Consider the following 13,062-nt stretch of genomic DNA (forward strand, 5'->3'; position numbering starts at 1 on the left):
CGGTTGCCATTGCCAAACTCGACGGAGACGTTTTCAAAGAGGGCCTTGGCCCCGAATTGCATGGTGAGATTGGCGGTGCTGAGCAAGATCGACTCCGAAAGACGGCAAACAGGGCTGATGGACGGGCGCGATGATAGCACTGAACTGGGTTGCGCGTCCTACTCTTCGTTGCGTAAGGTGCGCACTAACTTGACAGATTCACTCAGCTTCCCGTACCTTGCTCAGTGAATCGTTATAAACGCTAGGGGCGCCCACGTCGTGGGCTGAGAGGTACCCTTGGAACCTGATCCGGGTTATGCCGGCGTAGGGAAGCGCGACCGCAGCACGCCTGTCCGCATTTTCCTCCCGCATCCCGATTTTGTTCCGCAGTAATCGGATAAATTTTTAGGAGGAATGACTGATGGCTACCCGTCCCACGGATATGGTGAATACTATGCAGGACGCAGCGGTAACCTGCGGCCCGATTCCAGGCTCACACAAGCGTTACCTTAGTGGCGCGCGGTTCCCGGAATTGCGCATTCCCTTGCGGGAGATTCAGCAGAGCGACTCCCGGAGGCGGGACGGCAGCCTCGAAGTCAATCCTGCCATCCCGGTCTATGATTGCAGCGGTCCCTACACCGACCCGGACGCGGTCATCGATATTCATGCGGGCCTGCCCGCCCTGCGCTGGCAATGGTCGCCGACGGATACCGCCATCGAAAGCCGCCCCGAGCCCAGTTCCGCCTATGGTCGCGCCCGTCTGGCGGATGTCCGCACGGCGGATCTGCGGTTTCATCATCGCCGTGAAATTCGCCGGGCGGCCAACGGCGGCAATGTCTCCCAGATGCACTATGCGCGGCGCGGTATCATCACCCCCGAGATGGAGTTCGTCGCCATCCGCGAAAACCAGGGTCTGGATCGTTTGCGTGCCAGCCATCCGGCGCTGTTCCGTGCCCATCGCGGCGAGTCCTTCGGTGCGCAGATCCCCGACACCATTACCCCGGAATTTGTGCGCGATGAAATCGCCCGGGGCCGCGCCATCATTCCCGCCAATATCAATCACCCTGAGCTGGAGCCGATGATTATCGGCCGCAATTTTTTGGTGAAGATCAACGCCAATATCGGCAACTCCGCGGTCACCTCGTCCATTGCCGAAGAAGTGGAAAAAATGGTCTGGTCGATTCGTTGGGGCGCCGACACGGTCATGGATTTATCCACCGGCAGGCACATTCACGAAACCCGCGAATGGATTATCCGTAATAGTCCAGTACCCATCGGTACCGTGCCGATTTATCAGGCCCTGGAGAAGGTCGATGGTAAGGCCGAAGACCTCACCTGGGATTTGTTCCGGGATACACTCATTGAGCAGGCGGAGCAGGGTGTCGATTATTTTACCATCCATGCCGGCGTCCTGCTGCGTTACGTCCCGCTGACGGCGAATCGTCTTACCGGCATCGTGTCGCGTGGTGGTTCCATCATGGCCAAATGGTGTCTCGCCCACCATCGGGAGAGCTTCCTCTACACCCATTTTGAAGAAATCTGCGAGATCATGAAGGCCTATGACGTGAGCTTTTCCCTCGGCGATGGCCTGCGTCCTGGCTCGCTGGCCGACGCCAATGACGAGGCGCAGTTTGCCGAGCTGCACACGCTGGGTGAACTCACTCGGATCGCCTGGAAGCATGATGTGCAGGTCATGATTGAAGGCCCCGGCCATGTCCCCATGCAACTCATCAAGGCCAATATGGACGAGGAGCTACAGCACTGTTTCGAGGCCCCGTTCTACACCCTGGGACCGCTGACCACGGACATCGCGCCCGGCTATGACCATATCACCAGCGCCATCGGCGCCGCGCAGATCGGCTGGTACGGCACCGCCATGCTCTGCTACGTCACGCCCAAGGAGCATCTCGGCCTGCCGGACAAAAATGACGTGCGGGAAGGGGCCATCACTTACAAGATTGCCGCCCATGCCGCCGACCTCGCCAAGGGGCATCCCGGTGCGCAGGTACGGGACAACGCCTTGTCCAAGGCGCGTTTTGAATTCCGCTGGGAAGACCAGTTTCACCTCGGACTGGACCCGGAAAAGGCGCGGGAATATCACGACGAAACCTTGCCCCAGGAAGGCGCCAAGGCGGCGCACTTCTGTTCCATGTGTGGCCCTCATTTCTGTTCCATGAAAATCTCCCAGGATTTGCAGGAATACGCGCAATCCAAGGGTGAAGACATCGAGACGGCCCGAATGGAAGGACTGCAGGAAAAGGCAGAGGACTTTAAGCGGCTGGGGAAGAATATCTACCTGCGTTAATACAAGAAAGGGGCCTGAAGGCCCCTCCGACGGTATACCGCTTAGCGGAACCGTTTTCTGGTGTAGAGGTAAGCAATACCTGCCAGACTAAAGTAAATGAATGGCAGAAAGAAGATGAAATCCTCCAGATCTACATAATGCATAGACAGCTCCTTGTTTCCTAATGAATGGAACCCTGCTTTTGCTGCTGTTCTTCATCCTGTCTGTCAAACATGATAGCACCTGCAGCAGAGATAAGAACCACCATGGTGGTCCCTACCAGCCAGGCAAAGTACCAGGGGCCGTAGTCGCCGGTAATCACCGCCAGAAAAAGGGACAACACCATGATTGCCGCTAACCCGATAAATGTGAGCAAATTTTTCATGTCCGCCTCCTCTTAATAAGCGTGGTCGTCTTGCGTGTCGGGTGCCGCCACCTTGCCGCGCATCACCCGGAAACACCAAGTGGTATAACTGATGATGATAGGCAGGAAAATCAGGCCGAAGATGGTCATCCAGATCAGGTTATATTCACTGCCCGTACTGTTCCAGACCGTGAGGCTCTGGTTGATGTTGTCCGTGGATGGCATCAGGAAGGGGAACATGGAAGTGCCCACTGCCCCGATCGTACCGATCCAGGCCAGCGCACCCATCCACCAGCCGAGGGTGGGTTTGTTGGCGCGCAGCGCGAGCACGCCCAGGACCATGCCAGCCAAACCCAGCAAGGGCACCAGCCAGAGAATGGGGTGGGCGGAATAATTAGCCATCCACGCCCCATTCGCGAGGGTGACCGTCTGGCCGCTAACCGGATTGGCGGGCATACCCGGATCACCAGTGATCAGTTGGAAACCCTTCATGCCGGATACCATGAAGCCACCGATAACGAAGAGTACCAGCGCGGCAACGCCGCCCACACTGGCGTAATTTCGTGCCCGGTCATACAGCGCACCGCTACCACGGATCATGAGCATGGTACCGCCCTGATAGATGGCCAGGCTCAGTGACAGTACGCCGCAGAGAATCGCAAAAGGATTCAGCAGATACCAGATGAAAGACTCGGTCTGGTAATACTGGCCGTCCCAGCCGAAGTGAAAGCCGACACCCTCAAGAATATTCCCCATGGCAGCCCCGTAAACAATCATGGGCAGGGCACCGGAAATGAGAAAGACCCAGTCCCAGGAGTCGCGCCAGCGATGACTAGGCACCTTGGAACGGTATTCAAAGGCGACAGGGCGCATGATCATGCTGAACAGCAGGAGAATCATGACGATGTAGAAGACCGAAAAAGAAGTCGCATAGAGGGTTGGAAAGGCCGCGAAAATCGCGCCACCGCCAAGAATGAACCACACCTGATTACCGTCCCAGTGCGGGCCAACGATGTTCAGTGCTTCGCGGCGTTCGCCGTCGGTTTTGCCGACAAAGCGCATCAGGGTGCCAACGCCCATATCCATACCGACCATGATAGCGAGGCCCATCAACAGGATTCCCAGAATCAGGAACCAGAATATCTTTAAATATATGTAAGCATCCATCTTGTGCTCTCCATTCAGTCGGGGGGTAAATCAACCCCCCCTTGATTCATCACGCAGGCGTTACTTGCGATCCATGCTGGGTTTGGCAAACACCGGCTGACCCGCCATGCCGCCACCCGCAGGCGCGGAACCATGACCATGACCATGATGATCATCCTGCGGACCCAGACGGGCGTATTTGAACATCAGGTAGAGCTCTGCCGCGATGAAAGAGCTGTACAACAGGGTGAACCCGATAAGCGAGAACACCATGTAGCCGACGCTGTGGCTGGAAGCGGAGACGAAGGTGGGCAGCCAGCCAAATACAGTCCACGGCTGACGACCATTTTCGGCGGTGATCCAACCGAACTCGCAGGCTACCCAAGGCAAGGGAATGCTCCACATCGCCAGTTTCAGCAGGGTGGGGTGTTTCTCAATTTCGTTTTTCAGGCTGAAATAAGCCGCGAAAGCGAAGAGGGCGAGCATGAAGAAGCCTGCAGCGACCATCAGGCGGAAGGCCCAGAATTCTACCCATACATTGGGGATGGTATCCTTCGCGGTCTTGTCCAGAACACTGGGCAGATTGGTGGCGTTGATCTTCTTGAGGTCCTGATCAGGCGCAAATTGCATGGCCAGGAAACCGTAGCCCATATCATTTTCATACTGCTTGAAGGTGGACAGTGCCTGGGTATTGCTGCGATCCAGGTTGTATTCTTTCAGGGCAATCATGGCCTTGATGCCATTCACGATCTTCGGCTTGGCTTCTTGCTCCAACTGGATAATGCCCGGAATCACCGTGGTTTCGGAGTGGGTCAGTAGCGGCGTAAGTATATAAGGGATGGAAACCTCGAAAATGTTCTTCTGCTCGCTACGGCTGGGGATGGCGATAAGGTTCCAGGAAGCAGAGACGGTATTGTAATCCGTGTTCCAGATGGCTTCCATGGCCGCCAGCTTGGTGGGTTGTTTCTGGCCGTCAATGTAGCCCAGGGCGTCACCCAGGGTAATTACGCCGATGCTGGAAATCACCCCGAACAGCGTGGCGATACGGAAGGATCGCAACGCCATATCTTTCCGCTTGTTGGTCAGCATGTAATAAGCGCTAATGCCCATGACGAACATGGAGCCGGTCACAAAACCTGCGATGGACGTATGGACAAACTTGGCCTGCGCATCGGGGTTGAAGATCAATTCAATAAAGCTGGAAAATTGCATCCGCATGGTATTGGGATCAAAAGTGCCGCCCTGCGGGTCCTGCATAAAACCGTTGGCAATCAGAATCCACAATGCAGAAAGGTTCGAACCCAGTGCGACTAAATAGGTAACGACTAGATGTGCCTTGCGGCTCATGCGCTCCCAGCCAAAGAACATCACACCGACGAAGGTGGACTCCATGAAGAAGGCCATCAGCCCTTCGATAGCCAGCGGGGTGCCGAAAATATCGCCCACGAAGTGGGAATACATGGACCAGTTGGTCCCGAATTCAAACTCCATGGTCAGACCGGTGGCAACACCCAGGGCAAAGTTAATGCCGAAGAGTTTGCCCCAGAACTGGGTCATTTCTTTGTAAATCTGTTTACCGGTGATGACATACACCGTTTCCATGGTGGCCAGAATAAAGGTCATGCCCAGGGTGAGTGGTACAAATAAGAAGTGGTAGAGAGCGGTCAGCGCGAACTGCAGGCGCGATAGCTCCACCACCGTGGGATTGATCAACATGTCCATGAATTACCTCCTACAAAGAAGCCGGAATGTCCCGACCGGGCATGTAATGGTGCACATCTTCTTCCTGTGCCTCGATTTCCTTCACATCATTTTTACGGGTTACTTCTACTGGGGTCTTCTCCGGTAGCAAAAGCGCACAACTGCGTAAGAATGCACCTTTACCCCGTTGATTATTTAACCAATTGTCTTTGCGGCGGAGCTCTTCGATGCTGGTGAGGCGCCGGCCTTTACTTTCCAGGCCGGGGTAGATCAGGGTTTCCCCCGGGAAACTGAGTAAACGGTGGGTGATGCTGTGATACAGGGTTTGCAAATCGTTCTGGTTAGTGCCGGGCGCGGTGCCCGTGGCCAGCAAGGTCATCCCGGTGAACAAGCGATCCTCCCACCAGTAGGTGACAGCGCAGGGACTGAGTCCAGGGGTGTGCAGAACCCGCAGACTTTCTTCTCCAAAGTATAGGACATCGCCGTGACGCAGGCGCAGGTCGATGTGTTCATCGGCCGCGCTTTCATGGGCAACGATCCTGGCGCCGCTATCTTTTTTCAGCACGGTGGCGGCGGTGATATGCGCGGGTTCATGGTGGGTCTGCAAAATGTAGCGCAGTTTGAGGCCGCGCTCGGCCATGAATGCCTCCAGAGTGTCAACATGTGCAGGCATGGGGTCAATGATGATGGACTCGCGCGTAACGGGGTCGCCCAGCAGATAGCTCAGGTGGCCGCCTTTGGGGGTGCATAGTTGTCTGAATATCATGTCGCCCGTCCCTGTCGAATGTATGGACATCGGATCATTAGCAATCGCTATGCCATTATTTTATCGTGTGTTAGAGGTAAAACGCTTTTTGATAATGTAGTAATAAAACAAAATATTATGTTTTACTTATAAAGATTTTCGAGCGTCACTCCGGCTCCGGGTCAGTCTGCGTCTCGGTAAGACTGCCAAAAATGGCATAGACGAATTGGCAGAGGCTGCTATAATTGGCATACGCTTGGGGATCTGCTCGTCGCGCAGAGGACGGATCCGGCGTGTGGGGTGCGATAAGGAGGGGCCATGACCGATTTACTCAAGCAGTTACGACCGGAAATGACATCGCTGTTGGACTGCTTTAGTGCTCCGGCGGTGTTGCTTTGTGCCGATTACACGGTCCTTGCCGCCAATCAGACCTATCGGCGAGTCTTCGGTGATGGCAAGCCCTTACAGGGGCGGCTTTGTTACGAGATCATGGCAGAGGCGGGTTACGTCTGTCGTCAGGGAGGCAACCACTGCCCCCTTGATGCGTGTCAGCATTGTGGTAATAGTCAGCATGTGGTGCATAGCGGTACCTCCGGAAACGCCCAAATTGATCTGTACCCCATCCGCAACGATAACGCTGAGGTCGTGTATTTTCTCGAACTTTTGGTCCTCATGCCGCAGTCGGCTGTGCAATCCGCCCCAGCCATGGTCGGCAATTCCTCCGCCTGGCGGGACGTTACCACGCTTATCCGACGGGCGGCCCCCAGTGATGCCGCGATATTGCTGCTCGGGGAGTCTGGCACGGGTAAGGAGTTGGCTGCCGCGGCTGTACATCAGGCCAGTCGTGGTCGTAACGGGCCCTTCGTGGCGGTGGATTGCTCGGGGTTGCCCGAAACCCTCTTCGAGAGTGAGCTATTCGGCTATGAGAAAGGGGCATTTACCGGTGCGCATTCGCGCAAAATTGGCCTGGTAGAAGCGGCTAATGGCGGTACCCTTTTTCTGGATGAAGTTGGCGATATTCCTCTTAGCCTGCAGGTAAAACTCCTGCGCCTGCTGGAAACGGGTCATTTCCGGCGGGTGGGGGGCGTGGAGCCGATTCGCTCGCAGTTCCGTCTGATCTCGGCTACCCACCGCCCATTAGAAAGAATGGTCGCGGAGGAGCGGTTCCGGCAGGATCTATATTATCGGTTGAATACCTTTCCGGTGGTGTTGCCCGCCCTGCGTGAGCGCCTGGACGATATCCCCCTGTTGGCGGAAGCCATTCTGCAACGTTTGTCGGTGGCCAAGGGCCTGCATCTTCACGCCGACGCGCTGGATCTGCTGCGACGCTATGATTATCCGGGTAATATTCGTGAGCTGCGCAACATCCTTGAGCGTGCCGCACTGCTGGCTGACGATGTCTGGATTCTCCCCGAGCACCTGCCCGCAAATCTTCAACATCTGCCAGAGCAGGCACTCAGCCCGGCAAAGGCTGTATCCGCCAGGCAATCCTCCGTACCAGGCATTGAGGAAATTATTCCGCTGGCGGAACTGGAAGAGCAATATCTGCGCTGGGCACGGGAAAGTCACGGCGGGGATCGCCGCAGCCTAGCGCAACGTCTGGGCGTAAGCGAACGCACCTTATATCGTAAATTGGATGCACTGAGGAGTAATAGCGAACATGCCGTTGAGCCATGATGTCTGGCCGGAGGGTTTGCTGACACGCCCTGGTCGCGAAACGGGCGCTCCTTGCATTGTGCTCCTGCATGGCCTCGGTGCCTCCATGGAAGACCTCGCCGGGGTAGCAGACTTTGTAGACCCGGAAGGTCGCTTCCGCTGGGTATTTCCCAATGCGCCGGTGCGCCCGATACGCATCAACGGGGGCAGACCGATGCGGGCCTGGTATGACATTTATGGTTTCGACAGTCATTCCGCAGAAGATATGGAAGGATTACAAGGCATGGCTAGGCGGATCAGCGCACTGCTGGATCATGAGGCTGGCAAGGGATCGTCTATCATTCTCGGTGGATTCTCGCAGGGCGGCGCGATGTCGCTCTATACCACCTTGCATGCCAGTTACACGACCAAGGCAGTGCTTGCCCTCAGTGCCTACCTGCCGTTGCGCACCCATCTGCCGGCAGCCACGGCCGAGTCACCGCCGGTATTTTGGGCGCACGGGAAACAGGATGCCGTCTTGCCCCTTTCTTATATGGAAATTGCCCAGCAGATTATGGAGCCATTGGGTTATGCCGTAAGCGCACACCGCTATCCCATGGGCCACACGCTTTGTGAGGATGAGCTGCTGGATTTGCGCACCTTTCTTCAGGCCATTGCCGACCCTCAGACTCGGTAACCGTTAATCTGTCGTCCCAAAAATCTGCTCTTCCAGACCCCACCGCGCCGCCAGCGTTTCGGTGGCATTCACCAGTTCCTCCGCGCGCGAGGGGTGGTTGACGCGGGTTTCGACGATCTTGCGCAGGGCCTCATCGCGGTCGCCACTACTGGCGAGCAGATGAATCAGTTCGCCAGCATCGCGGCCGACAATTTCACCGCCGAGTAATTCGCCGCTATCCATGTCCGCCAACAAGCGCACGAAACCTGTGCTATCATCCTGCCCGAGTGCGCGCGGTGAAGTCTCAAAAGCGGCGAACCCCACCGCTGGTTCAAAGCCCTGGTCTTCCGCTGCCTCATCAGCCATGCCGATGCGCGCCAGTTCCACCGCCGAATAAACCAGTTCCGGTACCCAGAGCGGATCACGTTCTTGCTTTTCTTTGCTGAGCAGGTTGTGGATGACTATCTGGGCATCGCTAAGGGCCTGATTGGCATTCATGATCGGGCCGACCGCATCGCCAATGGCATAAATGCCTGGCTCTTCCGTCTCCAGCATGGTGTTGGTCCGTACAAATCCGCGATCATCCAGGGTGACGCCGGTGTTTTCCAGTCCCAATCCCTCCGTAAAGGCATGGCGCCCAGTAGCGAGCAGCACCCAATCGCTCTGAACCGACTCCCCCTGGTCATTGAAGATCTTCACTCCATCGCCTGCCGTCTCAATGCGGGCGATCTTGAATCCGGCTTGTGGATGGATATTCAGCGCCGCCAGCGCCGCTTTGAGCGCATCCTTGGCCTGCGGTGAATACTGGGTATGGGCGAGGGAAGGGGAGTGCACCAGCCATTCCACCTGTTTGCCGAGTTGGGTAAAAATGTACGCGAACTCGGTGCCGATGACCCCGCCGCCCACCAGGATTACCCGATCCCCGCTGGGGACGCCGTCGTCATAGAGCATATCGCTGGTCAGTACCTTGCCAGGTACGGCGGCAATCCCCGCGGGCAACGAAGGCGCGGAGCCGGTGGCGATGATGGTGGTTTCCGTGTGGATTTCCGTCAGGCCCTCAGCGCCTTGGATTTGAATGCGCTGCGGATCCAGGAAGCGGCCAGTGCCATTATAGAGATGAACGCCGAGACGTTTCAGATAATCGACATAGCTGGTGCGCACTGTCTCGACCACCTGATGCTGGTGCCGCCAGGCTTGTGCCATATCTCCTGTGAGCGCCGAACCCACAACACCCCGCTTTTCGAAATGACGACTTTGCTCGATCCACTTTGCCGTCTCATGCCAGTCCTTTTTGGGGACGCAGCCGCGATTCAGGCAGGTGCCACCCCAGGTCTGCTTTTCGATGATCGCGGCTTTTTTACCTCTCAGTGTGGCCAGCACCGCTGCGCGATAGCCGCCCGGGCCGCTACCGATAATCGTGATGTCATAGTTACTAGTGCTCATTAGTTCCTCTTTTTCAATTCAGTAAGAATCATTTATCAGGTTATTGCTCATGTTTACCGCAAGTCGCTATTTCCGGAGCTTATAAGCCCTGCTGCAGAGCAGCCATCGGACCATAAATTGCGTTGTTGTTTATCGGCGACGACCACCCATCGCTATCTTTAATAGCGGAAATGCATCGTTTATGGGCATAATCTATTAGTCTTCTGCGATAATATAATATTTTCAGTGAGCTATGAAGACTGCTTGAAACCTATCTGCACAACTGCATCCTCCCGAGCGATTGATTCACGGCCTATCTCCCTAAAAAGCGTCGGGCACAGGCGACAAAAATAACCTCAGGGTGATAATTATTATTATAAAAACATATAGATAACAACTTGGCACAGGCCTTGCTTAACTCCTCAATATGAATATTTATCGCCGCAATCACTTATTACTAAAGCTACTTTCCGCCGCCCTGCTTGGGTTGGCAGGATGGGCTATGACACTGCCTGTGTATGCTGCTGAGTTTAGCATGACCACGGTGGAGACTAAGGCCAAAGCGCTGGTGGATAGCGCTTATGATGCGAAGCCGCTACCCATTCCGGCTTTTCTGAAGGACCTCACTCCAGAACAGTATGCGCAGATTCAGGATGTTTCGCCGCTCTGGCGTGGCGACAATGTGCCGTTTGAAGCACAGTTTTATCTGCCCGGCTCTTGGTTTCACCGCCCAGTGGTTATCCGCAGCGTTGTGAACGGTGTGGTGCGGCCAGTTCCCTTTACGCTGGAGCATTTCAGTTTTGGCGATCTGAACGTACCCAAAGATATCCCCAGCGAACTCGGTTACTCAGGTTTCCGTCTGCTCGCACCGCTCGATACGCCGCCTCATCACAACGAGTTCATCTCCTTCCTCGGCGCCACGTATTTCCGCGCTGTGGGTAAAGATGCCATCTACGGGACGTCGGCACGAGGCCTCGGCATCGACACGGCCCAGCCTTCCGGCGAAATCTTCCCTTACTTCAAACAATTCTGGCTGGTGCGGCCCAAGGCGGGCGATACCCAGATGGTGGTCTACGCGCTGATGGACAGTCCGGTAGCGACGGGCGCCTATCGCTTCACCATCCAGCCGGGTGACAGCAGCACGGTACATGTCGATGCCACCATTTACCTGCGCAAGCCGGTACAGGTGCTGGAGCTGGCGCCCCTGACCAGCATGTACTGGCACGGGCATGGGCGTGGTGTCACTGCGGGTGACTGGCACCCGGCGCAGCACGACTCCAGCGACCTGGTCATGGCCAACGGCAATGGCGAATGGATCACCCGGCCCATAGATAACCCCCTGCACATCCAGACCACCACTTACGACATGGATCACCCCGAGGGTTTCGGTCTGATTCAGGAGGATCGCCACTTCTCCGCGTATGAGGGGATTGAGACTAACTATCAGCGACGTCCCAGCGTTTGGGTTCAGCCCGACGGTGACTGGGGCAAGGGGCAAGTGCGTTTGGTGGAGCTGCCCACCAACAACCGCGATATGGATAATATTGCGGTGTTCTGGGTGCCAGAACATGAGCCGGCGCCCAAAACGCCCTTGCACTTCGCCTATACCCTGCGCTTTTTCCTCAACAACCACGGTCTGATCCCGCTGCCGCATCCAGTGGGTACCTATTTGGGCGATGATGCGAAAGTGCCTGGCGCGCGGACGGTGGTGATTGATTTTGCGGGTGGTGCACTCACTAAACTGCCGGGGACTGCACCCGTGCAGCTCCATCTTGATGCGGGAAATGGCGCGAAAATTCTTAGTCAGAAGCTGGAATGGGAGAAAGATGATCATTTCTGGCGGGTGATTGCGGTCATTCAGCCGCAACCGGATTCACCCAGTAACGTGCGGTGTTTTTTAACCCTGAACAATCAGGTGATGAGTAATACCTGGACATATCTCTTACATGTGGCAAAGGAGTAGGTAATGTTTAAAGATGAATCAAGCTACAGCGTCAATCCCGCGGGTGAACTGCTGGCGGGATTGACAGCGGAGGCCATGGTCGTCGCAAGCAATGCCCCGGTGCTGGCCCGTGTGGAGCAGTATATCGCCCGCCTGTCTTTGACGGATGCCCAGCGGCTGTGGATTCGCGGGCAGGTGATCGCGCAGCAGTGCGGCGCCGACATGGAAGGCGAAGCGCTTTATGCGCGCGCTTTCGCAAGCCTGCACATGGCCCTGGCGACCCTGACGGATGGTGATGAACTGGATGCGCGTCTGGATCTGTCTCTCAATCTGCCCGTGGGCGAAACCCATGACGGCAAGTCCTGCCGTTGGTTGCAGCGTCAGGTAGCCCCGGCTATTGTGCGGTCGAGCATGGCCTCGCGGCCTTTGAATCGGTCCTGGGGCGCGGCCTTGTTGCGCCTTATCCAGCCTTTGCTGAACCGCCGTGCGATCAGCGCGAATCGGCGCGTGTTGCCCGGAGAAGCCTGAATATGGGTCGTAGCGGCGTCCGGCCATGGGAAGCCATCGGCCGGTACCGGCGCTACTGGCTCAGTGCTTTCATCGTTCTTCCGGCGTGCAGTGCCGGTTTGATACTGGATCAGGTGCTGACAGATCGCCTGCCTCTGTGGCTGGAAATGCCGATGCTGATTATCTTCGCGTTACTGTTTGCGTGGATATCCGCAGGCTTCTGGACGGCACTGGTGGGATTTGTTCTGCTCATGCGCGGACGGACAGACACTGCGCCGGGCAGTCCCGAACTGCGTCTGGCCGAGCCGCGTCCGCAGAGCCGTGTAGCCATAGTCATGCCCATCTACAACGAAGAGGTAGAGCGGGTCGCGGCGGGTCTCCAGGCCACCTACAAATCTCTGCAGCATGCCGGAGCGCTCGCGCACTTCGAATTTTTCCTGCTGAGCGATACCCGTGACCCCGCCATCTGGTTGCGCGAAGAACTGGTGTGGTCGGCGCTCTGTCAGTCTTTAGATGCCTTTGGCCGCATCCATTACCGGCGGAGGCCTATCAACAATAAGGCCAAGAGTGGGAATGTGGCGGACTTCTGCCGCCGCTGGGGTAAGGATTACGAATACATGGTCGTGCTCGACGCCGACAGTGTGATGAACGGCGAAACGCT

Annotated in this window: 11 protein-coding genes and 1 riboswitch; of the genes, 6 read left to right on the forward strand and 5 right to left on the reverse strand. The window is 56.4% G+C overall.

Translation table 11 applies throughout. The features are described 5' to 3' along the window. Positions 1–233: 233 nt before the first annotated feature. Positions 234–327: riboswitch (TPP riboswitch) on the forward strand. A 73-nt stretch (positions 328–400) separates the two neighbouring features. Next, positions 401–2,284: a phosphomethylpyrimidine synthase ThiC gene (gene thiC, locus AC2VNK_RS06335; protein ID WP_486883209.1), complete on the forward strand. Its 1,884-nt coding sequence runs from the start codon at positions 401–403 to the stop codon at positions 2,282–2,284. A gap of 160 nt (positions 2,285–2,444) precedes the next feature. Here the strand turns inward: thiC and AC2VNK_RS06340 are convergent, their stop codons facing one another. Genes AC2VNK_RS06340 through AC2VNK_RS06355 form a run of 4 tightly spaced genes read right to left on the reverse strand, consistent with a single transcriptional unit; the run spans position 2,445 to position 6,240 of the window. Then, positions 2,445–2,648: a hypothetical protein gene (locus tag AC2VNK_RS06340; RefSeq protein ID WP_291524586.1), complete on the reverse strand. Its 204-nt coding sequence runs from the start codon at positions 2,646–2,648 to the stop codon at positions 2,445–2,447. 12 nt (positions 2,649–2,660) lie between these two features. Next, the gene (gene cydB, locus AC2VNK_RS06345; RefSeq protein WP_291524587.1) at positions 2,661–3,794 is read right to left on the reverse strand and encodes a cytochrome d ubiquinol oxidase subunit II; all 1,134 of its coding nucleotides are present in this window, start codon (positions 3,792–3,794) and stop codon (positions 2,661–2,663) included. Between the two features lie 60 nt (positions 3,795–3,854). Then, positions 3,855–5,495 carry a cytochrome ubiquinol oxidase subunit I gene (locus AC2VNK_RS06350; RefSeq protein ID WP_291524589.1) on the reverse strand — a complete coding sequence of 547 codons (1,641 nt, stop codon included), beginning with the start codon at positions 5,493–5,495 and terminating at the stop codon, positions 3,855–3,857. A 10-nt stretch (positions 5,496–5,505) separates the two neighbouring features. Then, entirely contained in the window at positions 5,506–6,240 is a 735-nt protein-coding gene (locus AC2VNK_RS06355) for an MBL fold metallo-hydrolase (RefSeq protein ID WP_486883210.1), read from the reverse strand. Positions 6,241–6,537: 297 nt separating this feature from the next. Here AC2VNK_RS06355 and AC2VNK_RS06360 point away from each other — a divergent pair, with 297 nt between their 5' ends. Both AC2VNK_RS06360 and AC2VNK_RS06365 read left to right on the forward strand, forming a co-directional pair. Next, on the forward strand, positions 6,538–7,896 hold the full coding sequence (locus tag AC2VNK_RS06360; RefSeq protein ID WP_291524593.1) for a sigma-54 interaction domain-containing protein: 1,359 nt from the start codon (positions 6,538–6,540) through the stop codon (positions 7,894–7,896). Continuing rightward, a complete protein-coding gene (locus AC2VNK_RS06365) occupies positions 7,880–8,551 on the forward strand; it encodes an alpha/beta hydrolase (RefSeq protein WP_291524595.1) in 672 nt (223 codons plus the stop codon). Before AC2VNK_RS06360 ends, AC2VNK_RS06365 begins: the two co-directional genes overlap by 17 nt. A 3-nt stretch (positions 8,552–8,554) precedes the next feature. Here the strand turns inward: AC2VNK_RS06365 and AC2VNK_RS06370 are convergent, their stop codons facing one another. Beyond that, a complete protein-coding gene (locus AC2VNK_RS06370) occupies positions 8,555–9,973 on the reverse strand; it encodes a dihydrolipoyl dehydrogenase family protein (RefSeq protein ID WP_486883211.1) in 1,419 nt (472 codons plus the stop codon). A gap of 406 nt (positions 9,974–10,379) precedes the next feature. Here AC2VNK_RS06370 and AC2VNK_RS06375 point away from each other — a divergent pair, with 406 nt between their 5' ends. The 3 genes from AC2VNK_RS06375 to AC2VNK_RS06385 form a co-directional block, all read left to right on the forward strand. Then, the gene (locus AC2VNK_RS06375) at positions 10,380–11,915 is read left to right on the forward strand and encodes an OpgD/OpgG family glucan biosynthesis protein (RefSeq protein WP_291524599.1); all 1,536 of its coding nucleotides are present in this window, start codon (positions 10,380–10,382) and stop codon (positions 11,913–11,915) included. Positions 11,916–11,918: 3 nt separating this feature from the next. Further along, positions 11,919–12,422 (forward strand): hypothetical protein, encoded by a 504-nt coding sequence (locus AC2VNK_RS06380; protein ID WP_486883212.1) that lies wholly within the window; start codon positions 11,919–11,921, stop codon positions 12,420–12,422. Between the two features lie 2 nt (positions 12,423–12,424). Next, on the forward strand, positions 12,425–13,062 hold a 638-nt coding region (locus tag AC2VNK_RS06385; protein WP_486883213.1), incomplete at its 3' end, for a glycosyltransferase.

This window comes from Acidithiobacillus sp. TH-A35 (assembly GCF_057473505.1).